Here is an 18414-nt window from a genome sequence, read left to right as displayed (position 1 = left end):
GGTTTTGGGGGAGCGCGTTGCCGAAGGGATGCTGACCGATGTTGGTCATCGGGTCGTTCGATGCGGGATAATGGCTGGGAAGCAATGTGTTCGATGCCGGTGACACGGTGCCTGTCATGGGGCCGCCGGCTGCGATGAGCTGGTTTCAGGAAGGGGAACGAGCATGGCGGCCATGAAGCCGCGGACGGGCGACGGCCCGCTCGAGGTGACCAAGGAGGGGCGGGGCATCGTCATGCGCGTTCCGCTCGAAGGCGGCGGGCGACTGGTCGTCGAGCTGACGCCCGACGAAGCCAAGGCCCTGGGTGAGGCCCTGGAGAAGGTCACCGTCTGACGAGGGCGGAACAACCGCTGCGGTTTCCCGGGGCTGACCCCGGTACCCCCCAGCCGAGTACCCCCGGCCCCGGCAGGCGGCGCGCAGCACATGCGCGCCGTGTGCCGGGGCCGTTTCGTTTGCGGGCCGCGGGCCCACCGGGCGGTCAGGCGCGTTTGACCGCGCAGAGCAGCCCGTCGCCGACCGGCAGGAGGGCCGGCACCAGTGCGGTGCTCTCCCGTATGGCCCGCAGCAGTTCCCGCAGCCGCAGCACCTCCGCCGGCTGCACCGCCGAGTCGACCGTGCGGCCGTCCGCGAAGACGCCCTCGAAGCACACCAGGCCGCCGGGGCGCAGCAGACGCAACGATTCAGCGAGGTACTCCAGGCACTCCATCAGGTCCCCGTCACAGAAGACGAGGTCATAACCGCCGTCCGCGAGGCGCGGGAGGACGTCCAGCGCGCGGCCGGGGATGAAGCGGGCGCGGTTGCCGGCGAAGCCCGCCGCCCGGAACGCCTGCTTGGCGAACGCCTGCCGCTCCGGTTCGAGATCGACGGTGGTCAGCACTCCGTCCGGCCGCATTCCGTGCAGGAGGTAGATGCCCGACACGCCCGTGCCGGTGCCGATCTCGGCGACCGCCTTGGCGTCGGCGGTGGCGGCGAGCAGGCGCAGTGCCGCGCCGGTGCCGCTCGACACCGCACGGATCCCGGCCTCCCGGGCGCGGTCGCGGGACCAGCGCAGGGCGACGTCGGTGGTGCCGTCGATGGGCCCGGCGCCGTACGCCTCGGCGAATGCCAAGCTCGTCTGCCGGTTGCCGGTAATGGCCCTCTCCTGTCCCCGTAGTTGACGCAACCGTGACTGTATCCGCTGCGTGCGGGAACCCGCAGATGGGACCGGGCGTTAAGAAGGGGTAGGGGGAAGGGCAGGGGGGATGCACCGGTGAAGACCCCGCGAGACGTGCGGCAAGACAAGAAGCAGCACCAAATGCAGGTCAAAACTGCTTATCCGGAGCTAACGGGCGAGGTGGATATGGTAGGGGCTCTACTGGACACCACCAGAGCCACCAGGGGAGGTGCGGCTGCGGCAGGTGACCGAAGAGTGCGCAGGCGCTTGAGAAGGTCGTCCGCCGAGCCGAAATCCGTGACCAACACCGCTGACAGTCTCCGCACCGTCGACTCCGCAACGACCGCGACCTTCGCCTCCGACGCGGACGCGCAGGCGTGGACTCCGCCCAGCTGGGAGGAGATCGTCAGCACCCACAGCGCACGGGTCTACCGCCTCGCCTACCGCCTCGCCGGCAACCAGCACGACGCCGAGGACATCACCCAGGAAGTCTTCGTCCGCGTCTTCCGCTCGCTGTCCAGGTACCAGCCCGGCACCTTCGAGGGCTGGCTGCACCGCATCACGACCAACCTCTTCCTGGACATGGTCCGGCGCCGCAGCCGCATCCGCTTCGACGCGCTCGCCGACGACGCGGCCGAGAAGCTCCCCGGCAACGAACCGGAGCCGCAGGAGCACTTCGACGACGCCCACTTCGACGCCGACGTGCAGCAGGCGCTGGACACCCTCGCGCCCGAATTCCGCGCCGCCGTCGTCCTCTGCGACATCGAGGGCCTGTCCTACGAAGAGATCGCCGCCACTCTCGGCGTCAAGCTCGGCACGGTCCGCAGCCGGATCCACCGCGGCCGCTCCCACCTGCGCAAGGCGCTCCAGCACCGCTCCCCGGCGGCGCGTGCCGAGGAGCGCGAGCAGCAGCGGTCGCTGGCCGTGGTGTCCACCGGGGAGGTCGGGATCGCGTGAGCGGTATGGGCGGTGCGTCCCCCGCCGAGCAGCATCTCGGCGACCGCCTCGCGGCCCTGGTCGACGGCGAGTTGGGACATGACGCGCGCGAGCGGGTGCTCGCGCATCTCGCGACGTGCGGAAAGTGCAAGGCGGAGGCCGACGCTCAGCGCCGGCTGAAGAGCGTGTTCGCCGAAACGGCTCCCCCCGGTCCCTCCGAGGGGCTGCTGGCGCGGCTCCAGGGGCTGCCCGGCGGCGATCCGGACGGACCCGGCAGCCGGCTCGGCAGCGGTGGCTTCGGGCCCGGCGACTACGTCCGGGGCGGCGGCCCGTTCGGCTATGTGCCCCCCGGCGACCAGGGCGGCCATGCCGGCTCCGCTATGGCCGGCGTCCCCGTGCAGCCGCGCCCGCGTGGCTTCCGGGTCCACGAGGCCGAGCGGCCCGGGGCGCAGCGGCGCCGGCTGGCGTTCGCGGCGGCCGGCGCGGTCTCCCTCGCGGCTTTCGCGCTCAGCGGCGCGCTGCCGCTGGAGGCCGTCGTCGATACGCCCGGCGGGCGCGGCGAAGGCACCGGCACCGCCGTCACCCCGCTCACCGCCAGCCCGGCGGCCGGCGACGGCTCGAAGGTCTACGTCAACGACTTCCTGGCGTCCTCGGGCGCTCGGACCGGGCCACTGGCCGGCGGGCCGGCCGCGACCCCGCAGGTGATGGGGCCGTACGCACCCGGAGCGGCGGTGCCGCCGCGCTCCGCGCCCGCGGTGCTGAACCCGCCGGCGGGGCGGTTCGGCCTGTCTCCCCTGATAGCCGCGACCGGTCCGGCGCCGGGGTATCGCTTCGCGCCGGTGGCCGCCGAGGCCGGCCAGAACCCCACCGGCCAGCACCTTCCGGCGCTCCCCCCGCTGGAGCCCAAGCGGCCGCTGGCCGGCTCCGCGGCCCCGTCCGGCCAGGGCGCCGCCCCGGCTCCGCACTGACCGGCCCCTGCGCAGGCCCGCGCCGAACTGATTGAATCGCGGTGGCGGCGCACCCCTGTGCGGGGGCGCCGCGAGGTGGCGGTGCCCGCGCGAGGTGCGGGCGAAATAGGGGAGAGCATGGACGACGGTAAGGCCGGCGGGCCGAAGCTGAAGTGGTGGAGCCGCCCGGGGCGTACGCCGGGCACCGAACTCTCCGCCGAGGCCGGCCCGCATACGCCGGCGCCCTCCGCCGACGCCACGGCAGTCACCCCGGCGCCCGGAACGTCGGGCACGCCCGGTGAGGCCGGGGTGGGCGGTGCGGCCGGCGTGAACGGTTCCTCCGGGACGAGCCTTCCCACTGGGCCGGGCGGGCCGGACAGGCTGGACGGGCCGGATGAATCGGGCGACTGGACGGTTCGCCCGCCGGAGCCGCGGGCGGACACGGGCATGCGCGCGGGGGCGGGGTCCTCCGGCGCGGCCGAGGCGCCCGCACCGACCGATGCCGCCGCCGCGACCGGAACCCGCACAGCCCCCGGCTCGGCCCCCGACGCCACCACCACTCTCCGGTCAACTGCCCCCGCCGACCGCCTCGTTGAGCCGCAGGCCGGCATGCCGGGCGGCGCGCCGGGCGGCTCGTCGGAGGCGGCCGGCCCGGACGGGGCGGCCGAGGTGGGTGCCGGCCGGGCCGCGGCTTCGACCGTGACGCTCGGTCAGGTGGCCGTCGGTCCGCGGGACGAGGCGATGGCCGGTCAGGTGGCCGAAGGGACGGGCGGGGTGCAGCGGCCGCAGCCGCTGCACGCCGAGGACCCGTACGGCACGCCGCCGTACGGCGGCCCCGGCCCCTGGGCGCCCGCGCCCCCCGTACAGCGGCCGGTGCCGACGCCGTCCCCCGAGTTCTCGACTTCGCTCGAACAGGGAGGTGCCCCCATCGGCACCCGGCTTCCCCCGGCGGCCGGGCCGATGCCCGCCTACGGCGTTCCCGCTCAGCCCGCGCCGGGCACGATGGGCCCGCAGACGCCGATGCCGGTCGCAACCCCCGCGCAGCCGCCCGCCGGCCCCGCGCTGCCGGCCGACGAACGCCCCACCGGCCCGCTCGGCAACGAGCAGCACCACCCGTCACATCCGTCACACCCATCGGACCCGACCCCCACATCCGGTACGGCGGTCGAGCCGACCGGCTCCTACCGGCCGGAACTGCGGAAGCCGGGCGACGCACCGGCCACCGCCCAGGACGCGGCGCCCCCGCATGACGGCACGGACGGCGCGTTCGTCCCGCACCCGGGCGACGGCGGCCCCCGAGCCGCCGGCACCCGCACCCAGCCGTTCCCCGCACAGCCACAGCCACAGCCACAGCCACAGCCCCACGGCGCATGGCAGCAGTACGACCCCTGGAGCGCGCCCCAGCACGGCGGCCCGGTGGCGCCGCCGGCCGGCAGGCGGGGTGGCCGGCGCGCTCCGCTGGTGGTCGGCGCGGTGGTGCTCGCGCTGCTCGCGGGCGGCGTCGGCGGCGGGATCGGCGCGTACATCGAGCGCTACGGCGGCCTCAGCGACATCAAGTTGCCGCAGGCCGAGGACGAACAGGGCAGCCGCAACCCCGACAGCGTCGCCGGCATCGCGCAGGCCGCGCTGCCCGGTGTGGTGACCATCCACGTCCGCGGCAGCGCCGAGCAGGGCACCGGCACCGGCTTCGTCCTCGACCGGCAGGGCCACATCCTCACCAACAACCACGTCGTCGAACCGGCCGGCGAAGACGGCGAGATCTCGGTGACCTTCAGCGGCGGCCAGATGGCCAAGGCGAAGGTCGTCGGCCGGGACGGCGGCTACGACCTGGCGGTCATCCAGGTCGAGGGCGTCACGGGCCTGCGGCCGCTGACCCTCGGCAACTCCGACTCGGTACGGGTCGGCGACCCCGTCGTGGCGATCGGCGCGCCGTACGACCTCGCCAACACCGTCACCGCCGGCATCATCAGCGCCAAGCAGCGCCCGATCACCGCGGGCGGTCAGAAGGGCGACGGCAGCGATGTGTCGTACGTGGACGCGCTGCAGACCGACGCGCCCATCAACCCCGGCAACTCCGGCGGTCCCCTGGTGGACGGCAGGGCGCGGGTGATCGGCATCAACAGCGCCATCCGGGCGGCCGACAGCGGCAGCGGACTCGACGAGGGCAGCGGCCAGGGCGGCAGCATAGGGCTGGGCTTCGCCATACCGATCAACCAGGCCAGGCGGGTCGCCGAGGAGCTGATCAACACCGGCCGGGCCACCCACCCGGTGATAGGCGTCAGCCTGGAGATGGAGTACGCCGGTGACGGCGCGCGGGTCAGCGAGCGGAGCAAGGACGGCGCTTCGCCGGTCGCGCCCGGCGGCGCCGCGGCGAAGGCCGGGATCAAGGCCGGCGACGTGATCACCAAGGTGGACGGTGTGCCGGTGCACAGCGGCGAGGAGCTGATAGTGAAGATCCGCAGCCACCGGCCGGGTGACAGCCTTCAGGTGACCCTGCGGCGGGACGGCAAGGAGCGCACCCTCCGGCTCACGCTCGGCTCGTCCAGCACCGGCTGATCGTTTGCACGGTGTTGGCGCGGGTGACTCCCACCCGGCGTATCGGGCCAGGTACCGTGATAGTCGGCCTGGCCCGTTTAGTCACCAGGACCTGACAGGACCTGACCCGGCCGCGGATACCCAAGGAGCTGCAAGGTGTTCTTCGACATAGGACCCCTCGAGCTGGTCGCGCTCGTGATCCTTGCCGTGCTCATCTTCGGTCCGGACAAGCTGCCCAAGGTCATCCAGGACGTCATGGGCTTCGTCCGCAAGGTCCGGGCGTTCTCGGACAGCGCCAAGGAAGACATCCGCAGTGAGCTGGGCCCGGACTTCAAGGACTTCGAGTTCGAGGACCTCAAGCCCAAGAACTTCGTGCGCAAGCACGTCCTGGAGAAGGACGAGTACGGACTCAAGGACCTCCAGGAGATCCGTAACGGCTTCGATCTGAAGAAGGAGATGGCCGAGGTCACGGACGCCGTGCACGGCCGCGACAGCGCCGCGTCCGCCGCGGGCCCCGCGCTGAGCCTCTCCAAGGAAGCCCCCGCCTCCGCCGGCGGCCCCGACCTGGTCAAGAAGACCGGCGACGCGGCGCCCGCCGAGCGTCCGCCCTTCGACGCCGACGCCACCTGATATTCCTATATGCCCGGCTGTATTGACCCCTAGGGCTATGCTCCCGGTGTCCGGGGTGAGGTCGCCCGAGGGGGGCGGGCCGCCCACGACGCAGGGCAACGAGGAGGCTCCGCGCACATGGAGACGACGAGTCCGACAGTGGAACGAGGTGTGTCCGCCGACGTCGGCCGGAAGGTCGACGGCTATCTGCTGGCGGCGTTCCCGTGGTACGGCCTCGATGAGGCGTTCACCGGATCACGCTGGCTGATGCAGGTCGGCACGGCCGCCGATGGCACCGTCGAGCACGGTGCCACGGGGCACGGCGAGGAGCCCACGATAAAGGTCGAGACGGACCGGAGCGCCGACCGCTTCGCGGTCGTGGTGACGGTCGCCAGCCGCCCGGTACGGCGCAGCGCCGACGGCACAGGAGTCCTGGAGGCCACTTCGGTCTCCACGGCCGCCTGGCTGGCCGGGGCCGGGCTGCTCTCGCAGACCTGGCCCTCCCAGATGGACAGGTCGCTCCGTCAGGACTGGCTGGACCAGCAGACCATGCTGGCCTGGGAGCTGGCGGACGATCTCGACGGCGAGAGCTGGAGCGAGCTGACGCTGCCGGTGGACGGCGTCCCGATGCCGTTCCGCTACCGGGAGTCCGAGTACGGCTGGGTGCTGGCGGGCTCGGCGAGCGAGGGCCCCGACGCGGTCCACATCGGCGCGTACGGGCGCGGGATGAGCGCCTACGGCCTGGGCTTCGCTGTCGTCAAGGACATCACGGCGTACGAGACCTGACCGGCGCTGACGGCCGGTGCCGGGGGTCAGGGCGCCGGCAGCGCGCACAGGCCTGGGCTTCGCTGTCGTCAAGGACATCACGGCGTACGGGAACTGACCGGCGCCGGCGGCCGGTGCCGGTGTCGGGGCGCGGGCCCGGCAGTGGTCGAGGACCGCTCGCCGTACGAGGGCCGGGCGGCGCGGAAGCGCAGGTGAGCTGCGCCATTCGCGTACCGGGCGGCACTGCCGTTCGCGTATAAAGCGGCTGGAAAAACGCCGAGGGCGGACCCGGGAAGGGCCCGCCCGTGCGGCGTCGGCGAGGGAGCGCGGCTCCCCGTCCTCAGAACTTGTTGCGCGGGGTGATCCCCAGCGACATCCCCGACAGACCGCGCTGGCGGCCCCCCAGCTTGCCAGCGATGGCGCGGATCGCCGAGCCGGCGGGGGAGTCCGGGTCGGTCAGCACGACCGGCTTGCCCTCGTCGCCGCCCTCGCGCAGGCGGACGTCGATCGGGATGGCGCCGAGCACCGGGACCTGTGTGCCGGTCGTCTTCGTCAGGCCCTCGGCGACCCGCTCGCCGCCGCCGGTGCCGAACACGTCGACCATCTCGTCGCAGTGCGGGCAGGGCAGCCCGGACATGTTCTCCACCACACCGACGATCTTCTGGTGGGTCTGCACGGCGATCGAACCGGCCCGCTCGGCGACCTCGGCCGCGGCCTGCTGCGGGGTGGTCACGACCAGGATCTCGGCGTTCGGCACCAGCTGGGCCACGGAGATCGCGATGTCGCCGGTGCCCGGGGGCAGGTCCATCAGGAGGACGTCCAGGTCGCCCCAGTAGACGTCGGCGAGGAACTGCTGGAGCGCGCGGTGCAGCATCGGGCCGCGCCAGACGACGGGCGCGTTGCCGGGGGTGAACATGCCGATCGAGATGACCTTCACACCGTTCGCCGACGGCGGCATGATCATGTTCTCGACCTGGGTGGGCTTGCCGTAGGCGCCCAGCATCCGGGGCACGGAGTGGCCGTAGATGTCGGCGTCGACGACACCGACCTTCAGGCCGTCCGCCGCCATCGCCGCGGCGAGGTTGACGGTCACCGACGACTTGCCGACGCCGCCCTTGCCGGACGCGACGGCGTAGACCCGGGTCAGCGAGCCGGGCTGGGCGAACGGCACCTCGCGCTCGGCGGTGCCGCCGCGCAGCGACGTCGCCAGCTCCTTGCGCTGTGCGTCGCTCATCACCTCGAGGTCGACCTTGACGGTCGTCACGCCCTCGACCCGCTCGACGGCCTCGCGCACGTTGTTGGTGATCGTCTCGCGCATCGGACAGCCGGAGACGGTGAGGTAGACCACGACCGCCACCGCGCCGTCCGCCGCGATGTCCACCGATTTGACCATGCCCAGGTCGGTGATGGGGCGGTGGATCTCGGGGTCGTTCACCGTCGCGAGCGCGGCGCGGACCGCGTCCTCGCTCGGCGTGGAGCCTGTGGGCGTGTCAGTAGCCATGCCCTGATGGTACGGCGATGGAGCGGGCCTCCGGAAAGGTCGTCAGCGGTCGCGTTCGTCACTCTCCGCGTCGACCATCCGCCGCAGCTCCAGGTCCCGCATCAGGTCCTCCAGCTCGGAGCGGATCCAGTCGCGGGTGGCGACCTCGCCCAGGCCCATCCGCAGCGCCGCGATCTCCCGGGTCAGATACTCGGTGTCCGCGATGGAGCGCTCGTTCTGCTTGCGGTCCTGCTCCTGGGTGACCCGGTCGCGGTCGGCCTGCCGGTTCTGCGCCAGCAGGATCAGCGGCGCCGCGTACGACGCCTGGAGCGACAGGGCCAGCGTCAGGAAGATGAACGGGTACTCGTCGAAGCGCAGCAGGCCGGGCGCGAAGATGTTCCAGCTCAGCCACAGGATGATGGTGAAGGTCATCCAGACGATGAACCGGCCGGTCCCGAGGAAGCGGGCGATCTTCTCCGACAGCCGCCCGAACGCCTCCGGGTCGTACTCCGGCCAGAACGTGCGGCGCGGCGCGCGCGGCTGGTCGAGGCGCACCCGGGGCCGCTCGGCGGCCCCGCGGTGCAGCGCCGTGGAGCCGTGGGCCCGCCCCCGCTCGCGGGCGCTCTCCCGTTCGTCAGGGGCCATCCGCGGCCTCCCCGAAGCGCCCGGCGCCGGGCACGTCGACCGCCGAGCCGTGCATCTCGGTCTCGCGCCAGTCGTCCGGCAGCAGATGGTCCAGCACGTCGTCGACGGTGACCGCGCCGAGCAGCGACCCGCTCTCGTCCACGACGGGCGCGGAGACCATGTTGTACGTCGCCAGATAGCTGGTCAGCTCGGGCAGCGGGGTGTCCGGCGGCAGGGCCGGCAGGTCGGTGTCGGCGATCGAGCTGACGAGGGTGAACGGCGGATCGCGCAGCAGCCGTTGGAAGTGCACCAGGCCGAGGTACTTGCCGGTGGGGGTCTCGTCGGGCGGCCGGCAGACATAGACCTGGGCGGCGAGCGAGGGGGACAGGTCCGGGTCCCGTACCCGGGCCAGCGCGTCCGCGACCGTGGCGTCCGGGCGCAGCACGATCGGCTCGGTGGTCATCAGACCGCCCGCCGTGCGCTCCTCGTAGGCCATCAGCCGCCGGACGTCCGCGGCCTCCTCCGGGCGCATCAGGGCCAGCAGCCGTTCCTTCTCCTCCTCCGGCAGCTCGGAGAGCAGGTCGGCGGCGTCGTCCGGGTCCATCTCCTCCAGGACGTCGGCGGCGCGCTCCTCCTTGAGCTTGCCGATGATCTCGATCTGGTCGTCCTCCGGCAGCTCCTCCAGGACGTCCGCGAGCCGGTCGTCGGTGAGCGCGGCGGCGACCTCGGCGCGCCGCTTGGGGGAGAGGTGGTGCAGTACGCCCGCGAGGTCGGCGGGCCGCAGCTGCTCGAAGGTGGCCAGCAGGCTCTCCGCGCCCTGGCCGTGCTCCTCCAGCGAGAAGCCGGTCACCGCCGACCACTCGACGGTCAGTGCCTCCCCCTTGCGGCGCAGCGCCCCGCCCTTGCCCTTGCGGACGAAGACCTTGTCGATCTCCCAGTCGCGGCGGGCCGGCAGCTGGATGATGCCGATGTCGAGGACGGTGACCTCCTCGCCGGTCTCCACCAGCCGCACTCGCCGGTCCAGCAGCTCACCGAGCACCAGGGTCTCCGACGCCCGCTGCTCGAAGCGCCGCATGTTGATCACGCCGGTGGTGATGACCTGGCCGGACTCCACGCCGGTCACCCGGGTCATGGGCAGGAAGATCCGCCGTCTGCTGACCACCTCGACGACGAGGCCGAGCAGCCGTGGCGGGCGGGCGCCGATCCGGAGCATCGCGACGAGGTCCCGGACGCGGCCGACCTGGTCGCCGTTGGGGTCGAAGACGGCGATGCCGGAGAGGTGGGAGACGAACACCCGGGGGGTCAGCACTGCCATGCGGAGCGCCTCCCTCGGTCCCGTTCCACTCATCCCGTTCCGCCCTGAACAGGGCATTGATCCGGGTTCAGGCTAACGCGCCCGGGTCGGCGCCGCCCCGGGGAGATTCGGCCGTATGGCTGCCGCCACCCGCCCCGCCGGAATCCGCGCACGCGCCCGGGTACGCTGCGGTCTGCTGTCCAGGTCAACCGCATCAGGAGGCAGAGCCGACGTGACTGCAATCCCCTCGGGGACGAGTCCCCGACCCCTGCCCGTACCCCGCCGCACCGGGCGGGCCGCGCTCGCGGGGGCGGTGTGCGCGGGACTGGCCCTGGCTCTGGCGGGCTGCGGTGCCGACGAGGACCCGGACGCCGGCACCAACGGCGTGGGAAAGCTGCCGGCCGCGAAGATCGAGGCCAAGGCGATGGCGGCGGCCAAGAGTGCGGAAACGGTCCGGCTCTCCGGCAACGTCGTCAGCCAGGGCCGCACCTACAAGCTGGACATGCGGCTCGCGAAGGAAGGCGCCAGGGGCGACCTGACCACGAAGGCTGCCGGGTTCCAGCTGCTGCGGGTCGGCGACGAGCTCTATCTGAAGGCGGACGCGGCGTTCTGGGCCGGTGAGAAGGGCGGCAAGTCCGACGCGGCCGCCGCGCAGAAACTCGGCGGCAAGTACGTCAAGGTGCCCTCCGCCGACCCCGTCTACAAGCGCTTCAGCGGCTTCACGGACAAGGACGTGCTGCTCGGCAGCCTGCTGGCGCTGCACGGCAAGCTGACGGCCGGCGACCGTGACGAGATCGACGGGGTCCGCACCATCCGGCTCTCCGCGGGCGCGGGCTCCGGCGGCACCCTGGACGTCTCCCTGGAGGGCACGCCCTATCCGCTGCGGTTGCAGCGAGCGGGCGGCGCCGGTGTGGTCCGGCTCGACGACTGGGGCAAGTCCGTGGACCTCAAGGCCCCGGCCAAGGACCAGGTCGTCGACTACGGCAAGAAGATCTCGGGCGACGGCTGATCGGCGGCCGCGCGAGCGCGCGCTGCACGGCGGTGGCCGGTGTCTGCCGAGGCCGGCCGGTACGCGCCGGCCGGATCAGCCTTTACGGCCCCGGCGCAGCAGCTTCGGCAGCGCGGCCGGGGCGGGCCGCCGGGTGATGGCGGGCGACGGCAGCGGCGGGGCGGCGTGTGAGTCCTCGGGCATGGCACCGGGGCGCTGCTCGGCGGCGCCGGTCGGCTCCAGCCGCAGCACCCGGCACTCGCGGGCCCAGCGCTCGGTGAGGGTGTCCGCGTCCGGCGCGTTCAGCCGCTTGCCCTTCAGCTCCTCGACCGCGGCCCGCCAGGGCTCGCTGTCCGGTGCCAGCTCGGCGACCCGGGCCTGCCAGGCGATCAGCCGGCCGCCCTTGTCCTTGCTGCGCACGGTGACCGTCGCCGGGCCGCCGTCGGTGAGCCCGAGGTCGGCCAGCGGCTGCTCCCCGGCACCGTCCCCGACGACGCAGGCGGCACCGTCATGCCACAGATGCCACAGCGCACGCGCCGGGCCCGAAGCGCCCCGGACCCAGATGAGGCCGGACTTCTTCGTGGCCTCTTCGATGAGCGCCCGATCCTGCAGGGCCTGCGACACGGTCTCCGTCATAAGGCTCAGCCTAATGGGCGCGGCCGGCGCGACCCGGGGCGGTGCGCCGGCCCAGCGGTGGAGGGAACGCGCGAATCCGGCGATGTTCCGCGGACCGGCCCGTGTCTGACGGCGGTACCGGCGGCTGTACCAACCTCCGGATGGAGGGTGGAGGTCCGGGTCGTCGTCCGGGCCGTCACAGCCACCCGTTGCGCTTGAACCCCCGGTGGATCCCGAAGCAGATGGCCGCCGTCACCAGCAGTACCGCCGGATAGCCGAACTTCCACTTGAGCTCCGGCATGTAGTCGAAGTTCATGCCGTAGATCCCGGCGATCATCGTCGGCACGGCGAAGATCGCCGCCCATGCCGTGATCTTGCGCATGTCCTCGTTCTGCGCCACGGTCGCCTGCGCCAGATTGGCCTGGAGGATGGAGTTGAGCAGGTCGTCGAAGGACAGCACCTGCTCGTTGACCCGCGCCAGGTGGTCGGCGACGTCCCGGAAGTACTTCTGGATGTCGGAGTCGACCAGCCGCATCGGGCGCTCGCTGAGCAGCTGCATCGGCCGCAGCAGCGGCGACACCGCGCGCTTGAACTCCAGCACCTCGCGCTTGAGTTGGTAGATCCGGCCGGCGTCGCCGCCCTTCGAGGAGCCCTTGCCGTTGCTGCCCGAGCTGAAGACGTCGATCTCCACCTCGTCGATGTCGTCCTGGACCGCGCCGGCGACCGCGATATAGCCGTCGACGACCTGGTCGGCGATGGCGTGCAGCACCGCGGACGGGCCCTTGGCCAGCAGCTCCGGGTCGTCCTGCAGCCGGTGCCGCAGGGCGCGCAGCGAGCCCTGGCCGCCGTGCCGCACGGTCACGATGAAGTCCCGCCCGGTGAAGCACATCACCTCACCGGTCTCCACGACCTCACTGGTCGCGGTCAGCTCGGCGTGCTCCACGTAGTGGACCGTCTTGAAGACGGTGAAGAGGGTGTCGTCGTAGCGCTCCAGCTTGGGCCGCTGGTGGGCGTGGACGGCGTCCTCGACGGCCAGCGGGTGCAGCCCGAACTCCTGGGCGATGCCGGCGAATTCGGCCTCGGTCGGCTCGTGCAGCCCGATCCAGGCGAAGCCGCCCTCGGCCCGCACGCTGGCCATCGCCTCGGCCGGGCTGAGGTGCTCGCGCACCCGGCGGCCCTCGCGGTAGACCCCGCAGTCGACGATGGCGCTGTTGGGGCAGGCGGTGGCGGGGTTTTCGTAGCGGTACGGGGAGACGTCGCGGCGCCGGGACGGGCGGACGGCGGCGCGCAGGTCGCGGATCATCGACATGGCAGGCTCCTTCACGGGCCGGCCGTCAGCCTACGGGCGCGGGGCGCAGCGCTGCCCGGAACGTGGACGTACGAGGCTTCGTCGGCCGTACGTCCGCAAAGCGGGCGGCGCTCCGTGCGGTGACACTGACGGCAGTTCGCAGAGAACACGGAACAAAGAGTCGAAGGCGCTCTTCCGTCATCTACATCCGGCGCAAAGGAACTTCACGGGTTTCGCCGCTCAGCGGCGGGGTACGGAAGCTCTCGGATCAGGAGATTCGCTGCGCGAGGGGGATGACAGGAGAACTATCGGTACTGCACGGTCGACTCGGATCCACCGCAGCCCCACCTCCTCCGGCCGGTCCCCGTTGGGGGACGACGTCATTCCCTGACCAGACGGCAAGGCTATCAGCCGCTTGACGCCTTACCGCGCCGTTTTGCCGTCTCGATACCCGTCCTATGCTCGCGGCATGTCTGACGTTCTTGAGCTGGTTGAAGCACGGTTGCGCAGCGCGCTGGGCGAGCCGGACGCGCGCGCCGCCGTCACATTCCTCGGGACCGACCGTATCGAGGTGCTCCGCTTCGTGGACAACGGGGTCATCCGCTATGCCACGCTCGGGATGTCCGCCCAGCCGATGGCCGACCCCACCGCCGTACTGGCCGACCCCCTCAAGGGTCCGCGTGCCGAACTCCTGCTGTCGGTGCGCGGTGGCCGCGCGGACACCGACAAGGTGCTGCGGCCGCTCGCCGTGCTCGCCGCGTCCCCGCAGGTCGAAGGGGTGGTCGTGGCGCCCGGTGCCTCGCTGGACGTGGGTGATCCGCTGTGGCCGGGGGCGCCCTTCACCTCGGTGCTGGTCGCCGAGTCCGGTGGTCTCGTCGAGGACCTGGAGCTGGACGAGCCCATGGACCCGGTGCGTTTTCTACCGCTGCTGCCGATGACGCCCAACGAGGCCGCGTGGAAGCGGGTGCACGGGGCGGAGGCGCTGCAGGAGCGCTGGCTCCGGAACGGTACGGATCTCCGTGACCCGCTGCGTTCGGGCGTACCGCTCGATGACTGAGCGGGGTCGGGGTCGTCCCGATGGCTGAGCGCTGTCATTGCTGATGGTGCGTCAGGCCGGGAAGGGGGGGGCGGGCGCCGCTCTGTGCGGCCCGCTGCCGGACGCCCCGGCCGCCTCCAATGGGTGAGTCGGGCCAAATATTGCTGTCGCCACCAGGGGCGGTGGGGGAATAGGGGTGAGAGGTGGCCGAGGGCGCGCGCGGGGGCGTGTTGTGGGGCACACCGGACGGGTGATCGTCCTTGACGCGACGGCAGCCCTGGAGGACCGTTGGTCCTTATGAGGGGCGAACCCAGTTGCCCGAAGTGCGGTGGCCGGGTGCGGGCGCCCGGTCTCTTCTCCGACTCCTGGCAGTGCGCCGTGCATGGGACCGTGCACCCACTCCAGCCAGTCGTCCCGCCGAGCGTCGAGGCGCTCGGCGTCGTCGTGCACCGTGCGCAGGTGCCCGTGTGGATGCCCTGGCCGCTGCCCGTCGGCTGGCTGTTCACGGGTGTGGCCTGCGCCGGTGACGACCGCAGCGGGGGCCGCGCGACCGCGGTGGCCTGCTCGGGCCCCGGGCCGCTCGGCGGCCCCGGCGAGCTGCTGCTGATCGCCGAGGAGCTGGGCGTCGGACTCGGCGCCCGCTATGCCGGTATCGACGGGCCCGACCCCGGCCCGCACCTGTGCATGGAGAAGGCGGCGCACGCCAAGGTGCTGGCCGCGGGGCGTCCGACCCCGATGTGGCATGTCCAGGGCTCGCCGGAGGACCGCGCGGTCTTCGCGGGTGAGGCCCGCGGCCTGTGGCTGTGGGCGATCGCCTGGCCCGAGCAGGCGGGCATGCTGCTGTACGACGAGATGGTGCTGACCGATCTCCGCGAGGCGGGTGCCGAGGTGGATCTGCTGCCGTGCGGCGCGCTCTCGCCGCGCATTCTGAGCGGCGGGGAAGGGCAGCGGCCCGGCTGACGGCGGGGACGGCCGGCGCCCGAGGGCCTGCCGGCCGACCGGCCGACCGGCTGACGGGGGCATGTCCGCCCGGCCGGTATCCTTCTGAGGACCCCCTTACGGCCCCGTGCCCGGCCGTATGCCCCCGTCCCGTCCGTCCCGCCGCAGTCTGGAGTCAGCGTCGTGCGCATCGATCTGCACACCCACTCCACCGCGTCCGACGGCACGGACACCCCCGCCGAGCTGGTGCGGAACGCCGCGGCCGCCGGTCTTGACGTCGTCGCGCTGACCGACCACGACACCGTCGGCGGCCATGCCGAGGCGCGCGCCGCGCTGCCCGAGGGGCTGACGCTGGTCACCGGTACCGAGTTCTCGTGCCGGATCGACGGGGTGAGCCTGCACATGCTCGGCTACCTCTTCGACCCCGAGGAGCCGGCGCTCGCCCGCGAGCGGGAGCTGGTCAGGGACGACCGGGTGCCGCGGGCCCGGGCGATGGTCGGGAAGCTCCGCGAGCTCGGGGTGCCGGTCACCTGGGAGCAGGTGGCGCGGATCGCCGGGGACGGCGCCGTGGGGCGCCCGCATATCGCCACCGCCCTCGTCGACCTGGGCGTGGTCGCGTCCGTCTCCGACGCCTTCACCTCACAGTGGCTGGCCAACGACGGCCGGGCGTACGTGGAGAAGCACGAGCTCGACCCGTTCGACGCGATCCGGCTGATCAAGGCCGCGGGCGGGGTCACCGTCTTCGCGCATCCGCTGGCCGTCAAGCGGGGCAGCTGCGTACCGGAGAGCGCGATAGCCGAGCTGGCCGCGGCCGGCCTCGACGGCATCGAGGTCGACCACATGGAGCACGACGAGCCGACCCGCGCCCGGCTGCGCTCGCTCGCCGCCGACCTCGGGCTGCTGACCACCGGCTCCAGCGACTACCACGGCAGCCGCAAGTCCTGCCGCCTCGGTGACTGCACCACCGACCCCGAGATCTACGGCGAGATCGTGCGCCGCGCGACCGGCGCCTTCCCCGTTCCCGGCACGGGCGGCTGAGCCCGCCCCGTCGGACCGCCGCGGCCGTTTCGCGGCCCCGCCGTGCCCAAGGCGTGCCCAGACCGGGACGCCGTGTCGATTTCCGCACCCCCTGACGGGCCCTCGCTGCCGCGCGCCCGTGTTCCGTTCGTCCGTACCACCTCCTGCAAGGCCATCACCGTGTTCGACATCGCCGTTTTCAGTACTCTCTTCGTCACCCTTTTCGTGATCATGGACCCGCCGGGGATCACGCCGATCTTCCTGGCCCTGACCTCCGGTCGGCCGGCCAAGGTGCAGCGCCGGATGGCCTGGCAGGCCGCCACCGTCGCCTTCTGCGTCATCGCCGTCTTCGGTCTCTTCGGCGAGCAGATCCTGGGGCGGCTGCACATCTCGACGCCGGCCCTGATGATCGCGGGTGGTCTGCTGCTCCTGCTGGTCGCGCTGGATCTGCTGACCGGCAAGTCGGAGGAGCCGACCCAGACCAAGGACGTCAATGTGGCGCTGGTGCCGCTGGGGATGCCGCTGCTGGCCGGGCCCGGCGCGATCGTGTCGGTGATTCTGGCGGTGCAGCACGCGAACGGTCTCAGCGCTCAGGTGTCCGTCTGGGCGGCGATCGTCGCGATCCATGTGGTGCTGTACGTGGTGATGCGGTTCTCGCTGGTGATCATCCGCGTCATCAAGGACGGCGGTGTGGTGCTGGTGACGCGGCTGGCGGGCATGATGCTCTCCGCGCTGGCCGTGCAGCAGATCATCAACGGTGTCACGCAGGTGATCCAGGGATCCTGACGCCCCGGGCCGGCCCCGGATACGCGAAGCGCCCCCGTACACCTCGTGTGTACGGGGGCGCCGGCGCGTCATGTCGCGGCCGGGTCGTCAGGCCGCGGGCGGCCGTTAGCGGGCGATGGTGTCGGCCGGGCGGATGTAGATGCGCTGGCCTATGGCGGCGGCCTGCTGCACGATCCGGTTGACGGAGGCGGCGTCCACGACGGTGGTGTCCACGGCGGCGCCGTCGACGTCGTCCAGGCGCATGATCTCGAAGCGCATAAAGGCTTCTCCCTTCGTCTGATCCTCCTGAGGAGAACTGTTTGGTACGGCTTGCCGGGCTTCGTTGCCGGGCGTTCCGTATGGGCACAACGGCATGCCCAACACAATTATTCCCTACGCTAAAGAAATTTTTCGAGGACCTAAGTACTCGCTGGTAGGAGAGCGGTTGTGCCCAGAGAGTGACCGCCCGGACAATGGACCCGGTATGAGCAACATCCCGCCCACGGGCCCCACCGACCTCGCCGCGCTGGCCGCCGGTATCGAGCGCACCAACGAGCTGCTCACCCGCGTGCTCGCCGAGGTCGCCACCACGCCCTCCACCCACGCGGCGTTCGTCGACGCGGGCTATGTGTACGCCGCGACCGGGCGGCTGGTCGCCGGCACGGAGGACCGCAGGGCGTTCGACCTGGACGCCGAGGGGATCATCGAGGCGTTCATCGACAAGGCCCGGACGATCTTCCCGGACAGCCGGCTGCTGCGCGTCTACTGGTACGACGGCGCCCGCCGCCGTATCCACACCCAGGAGCAGCAGCGCATCGCCGAGCTCCCCGACGTCAAGGTCAGACTCGGCAACCTCAACGCCAACAACCAGCAGAAGGGCGTCGACTCTCTCATCCGGTCGGACCTGGAGTCGCTGGCCCGGCACCGCGCGATCAGCGACGCGGTCCTCATCGGCGGGGACGAGGACCTGGTCTCCGCGGTGGAGGCGGCACAGGGCTACGGCGCGCGCGTCCACCTGTGGGGCATCGAGGCCGCCGGCGGCCGCAACCAGGCCGAGCCGCTGCTGTGGGAGGTCGACAGCCAGCGCACCTTCGACCTGGAATTCTGCAAGCCGTACGTCACCCGGCGGCCGGGCGCCGAGTTCGCCGACCCCATGGCGGGCGAGGGGCCGGCGCCGACCCGCGACGAGGTCCGCTTCGTCGGCGCGCGGGTGGCCGCCCAGTGGCTGGCCGAACGCGGCCGCGAGTGGGTGGCCGAGCTGCTGCCCGGCCACCCGTACCTGCCGGGAACCGTCGACCAGGAGCTGCTGACCACCGCGGAGGCGATGCTCCAGCACTCCCTGCGCAACCATGCCGACCTGCGACGGGTGCTGCGGGACGGCTTCTGGGAGCACGTCCAGGGGCAGTACTAGGCGCGCTTGGTCCG

At 72.3% G+C, this 18414-nt stretch carries 19 protein-coding genes; 12 read left to right on the top strand and 7 right to left on the bottom strand.

Annotation, left to right across the window (positions count from 1 at the left end; translation table 11 throughout):
- Positions 1-163 precede the first annotated feature (163 nt).
- The gene (locus FCH28_RS28355; RefSeq protein ID WP_003985072.1) at positions 164-331 is read left to right on the top strand and encodes a DUF3117 domain-containing protein; all 168 of its coding nucleotides are present in this window, start codon (positions 164-166) and stop codon (positions 329-331) included.
- 145 nt (positions 332-476) lie between these two features.
- On the opposite strand, the gene FCH28_RS28350 is transcribed toward FCH28_RS28355, so the two are convergent.
- The gene (locus tag FCH28_RS28350; RefSeq protein ID WP_136743006.1) at positions 477-1160 is read right to left on the bottom strand and encodes an O-methyltransferase; all 684 of its coding nucleotides are present in this window, start codon (positions 1158-1160) and stop codon (positions 477-479) included.
- A 177-nt stretch (positions 1161-1337) separates the two neighbouring features.
- Between FCH28_RS28350 and sigE the strand changes: the two genes are divergently transcribed.
- The 5 genes from sigE (at position 1338) to FCH28_RS28325 (ending at position 6964) form a co-directional block, all read left to right on the top strand.
- Positions 1338-2108: an RNA polymerase sigma factor SigE gene (gene sigE / locus FCH28_RS28345; RefSeq protein ID WP_136743005.1), complete on the top strand. Its 771-nt coding sequence runs from the start codon at positions 1338-1340 to the stop codon at positions 2106-2108.
- On the top strand, positions 2105-3055 hold the full coding sequence (locus FCH28_RS28340; protein ID WP_136743004.1) for a zf-HC2 domain-containing protein: 951 nt from the start codon (positions 2105-2107) through the stop codon (positions 3053-3055). The genes sigE and FCH28_RS28340 overlap by 4 nt, the downstream gene beginning before the upstream one ends.
- Before the next feature lie 720 nt (positions 3056-3775).
- Positions 3776-5590 carry a S1C family serine protease gene (locus tag FCH28_RS28335; RefSeq protein ID WP_246103324.1) on the top strand — a complete coding sequence of 605 codons (1815 nt, stop codon included), beginning with the start codon at positions 3776-3778 and terminating at the stop codon, positions 5588-5590.
- 135 nt (positions 5591-5725) lie between these two features.
- Entirely contained in the window at positions 5726-6199 is a 474-nt protein-coding gene (locus FCH28_RS28330) for a sec-independent translocase (RefSeq protein ID WP_136743002.1), read from the top strand.
- Positions 6200-6316: 117 nt separating this feature from the next.
- Entirely contained in the window at positions 6317-6964 is a 648-nt protein-coding gene (locus FCH28_RS28325; protein WP_136743001.1) for a hypothetical protein, read from the top strand.
- A 319-nt stretch (positions 6965-7283) separates the two neighbouring features.
- Here the strand turns inward: FCH28_RS28325 and FCH28_RS28320 are convergent, their stop codons facing one another.
- From FCH28_RS28320 to FCH28_RS28310, 3 genes are read right to left on the bottom strand one after another with little or no spacing between them, the layout of a single operon-like run.
- A complete protein-coding gene (locus FCH28_RS28320) occupies positions 7284-8444 on the bottom strand; it encodes an Mrp/NBP35 family ATP-binding protein (protein WP_136743000.1) in 1161 nt (386 codons plus the stop codon).
- A 42-nt stretch (positions 8445-8486) separates the two neighbouring features.
- The gene (locus FCH28_RS28315; protein ID WP_136742999.1) at positions 8487-9068 is read right to left on the bottom strand and encodes a DUF1003 domain-containing protein; all 582 of its coding nucleotides are present in this window, start codon (positions 9066-9068) and stop codon (positions 8487-8489) included.
- Positions 9058-10362: a magnesium transporter MgtE N-terminal domain-containing protein gene (locus FCH28_RS28310; RefSeq protein WP_136742998.1), complete on the bottom strand. Its 1305-nt coding sequence runs from the start codon at positions 10360-10362 to the stop codon at positions 9058-9060. Before FCH28_RS28310 ends, FCH28_RS28315 begins: the two co-directional genes overlap by 11 nt.
- A 211-nt stretch (positions 10363-10573) precedes the next feature.
- Here FCH28_RS28310 and FCH28_RS28305 point away from each other — a divergent pair, with 211 nt between their 5' ends.
- Positions 10574-11350 (top strand): hypothetical protein, encoded by a 777-nt coding sequence (locus FCH28_RS28305; RefSeq protein WP_425472012.1) that lies wholly within the window; start codon positions 10574-10576, stop codon positions 11348-11350.
- A 75-nt stretch (positions 11351-11425) separates the two neighbouring features.
- On the opposite strand, the gene FCH28_RS28300 is transcribed toward FCH28_RS28305, so the two are convergent.
- Positions 11426-11965: a hypothetical protein gene (locus tag FCH28_RS28300; protein ID WP_136742997.1), complete on the bottom strand. Its 540-nt coding sequence runs from the start codon at positions 11963-11965 to the stop codon at positions 11426-11428.
- A gap of 175 nt (positions 11966-12140) precedes the next feature.
- Entirely contained in the window at positions 12141-13253 is a 1113-nt protein-coding gene (locus FCH28_RS28295; protein WP_136742996.1) for a magnesium and cobalt transport protein CorA, read from the bottom strand.
- Between the two features lie 448 nt (positions 13254-13701).
- Here FCH28_RS28295 and FCH28_RS28290 point away from each other — a divergent pair, with 448 nt between their 5' ends.
- The 4 genes from FCH28_RS28290 to FCH28_RS28275 all read left to right on the top strand — a co-directional run bounded on the left by FCH28_RS28290 (position 13702) and on the right by FCH28_RS28275 (position 17010).
- Positions 13702-14289: a suppressor of fused domain protein gene (locus FCH28_RS28290; RefSeq protein WP_136742995.1), complete on the top strand. Its 588-nt coding sequence runs from the start codon at positions 13702-13704 to the stop codon at positions 14287-14289.
- 276 nt (positions 14290-14565) lie between these two features.
- Positions 14566-15228 carry a DUF6758 family protein gene (locus FCH28_RS28285; protein WP_136742994.1) on the top strand — a complete coding sequence of 221 codons (663 nt, stop codon included), beginning with the start codon at positions 14566-14568 and terminating at the stop codon, positions 15226-15228.
- A 162-nt stretch (positions 15229-15390) separates the two neighbouring features.
- A complete protein-coding gene (locus FCH28_RS28280; RefSeq protein ID WP_136742993.1) occupies positions 15391-16245 on the top strand; it encodes a PHP domain-containing protein in 855 nt (284 codons plus the stop codon).
- Between the two features lie 159 nt (positions 16246-16404).
- Entirely contained in the window at positions 16405-17010 is a 606-nt protein-coding gene (locus FCH28_RS28275; protein ID WP_136743163.1) for a MarC family protein, read from the top strand.
- Between the two features lie 105 nt (positions 17011-17115).
- Here the strand turns inward: FCH28_RS28275 and FCH28_RS38300 are convergent, their stop codons facing one another.
- A complete protein-coding gene (locus tag FCH28_RS38300) occupies positions 17116-17268 on the bottom strand; it encodes a hypothetical protein (RefSeq protein ID WP_169314269.1) in 153 nt (50 codons plus the stop codon).
- Positions 17269-17473: 205 nt separating this feature from the next.
- Here FCH28_RS38300 and FCH28_RS28270 point away from each other — a divergent pair, with 205 nt between their 5' ends.
- Positions 17474-18400, top strand: a complete 927-nt coding sequence (locus FCH28_RS28270) for an NYN domain-containing protein (RefSeq protein WP_136742992.1) — start codon at positions 17474-17476, stop codon at positions 18398-18400.
- Positions 18401-18414 lie beyond the last annotated feature (14 nt).

Source organism: Streptomyces piniterrae, from assembly GCF_005048155.1.
Taxonomy (GTDB): domain Bacteria; phylum Actinomycetota; class Actinomycetes; order Streptomycetales; family Streptomycetaceae; genus Streptomyces; species Streptomyces piniterrae.
The sequence above is the reverse complement of the archived record's forward strand: the minus strand, read 5'-3'. Positions and strand labels throughout refer to the sequence as shown.

Excerpts from the sequence above, each read along its gene's own strand:
- FCH28_RS28290 (WP_136742995.1), top strand. The coding sequence starts at position 13,702 with ATGTCTGACGTTCTTGAGCTGGTTGAAGCACGGTTGCGCAGCGCGCTG.
- FCH28_RS28355 (WP_003985072.1), top strand. The coding sequence starts at position 164 with ATGGCGGCCATGAAGCCGCGGACGGGCGACGGCCCGCTCGAGGTGACC.
- FCH28_RS28325 (WP_136743001.1), top strand. The coding sequence starts at position 6,317 with ATGGAGACGACGAGTCCGACAGTGGAACGAGGTGTGTCCGCCGACGTC.
- FCH28_RS28315 (WP_136742999.1), bottom strand. The coding sequence starts at position 9,068 with ATGGCCCCTGACGAACGGGAGAGCGCCCGCGAGCGGGGGCGGGCCCAC.
- FCH28_RS28270 (WP_136742992.1), top strand. The coding sequence starts at position 17,474 with ATGAGCAACATCCCGCCCACGGGCCCCACCGACCTCGCCGCGCTGGCC.
- FCH28_RS28310 (WP_136742998.1), bottom strand. The coding sequence starts at position 10,362 with ATGGCAGTGCTGACCCCCCGGGTGTTCGTCTCCCACCTCTCCGGCATC.
- FCH28_RS38300 (WP_169314269.1), bottom strand. The coding sequence starts at position 17,268 with ATGCGCTTCGAGATCATGCGCCTGGACGACGTCGACGGCGCCGCCGTG.
- FCH28_RS28335 (WP_246103324.1), top strand. The coding sequence starts at position 3,776 with ATGGCCGGTCAGGTGGCCGAAGGGACGGGCGGGGTGCAGCGGCCGCAG.
- sigE (WP_136743005.1), top strand. The coding sequence starts at position 1,338 with ATGGTAGGGGCTCTACTGGACACCACCAGAGCCACCAGGGGAGGTGCG.
- FCH28_RS28320 (WP_136743000.1), bottom strand. The coding sequence starts at position 8,444 with ATGGCTACTGACACGCCCACAGGCTCCACGCCGAGCGAGGACGCGGTC.
- FCH28_RS28285 (WP_136742994.1), top strand. The coding sequence starts at position 14,566 with ATGAGGGGCGAACCCAGTTGCCCGAAGTGCGGTGGCCGGGTGCGGGCG.
- FCH28_RS28300 (WP_136742997.1), bottom strand. The coding sequence starts at position 11,965 with ATGACGGAGACCGTGTCGCAGGCCCTGCAGGATCGGGCGCTCATCGAA.
- FCH28_RS28295 (WP_136742996.1), bottom strand. The coding sequence starts at position 13,253 with ATGTCGATGATCCGCGACCTGCGCGCCGCCGTCCGCCCGTCCCGGCGC.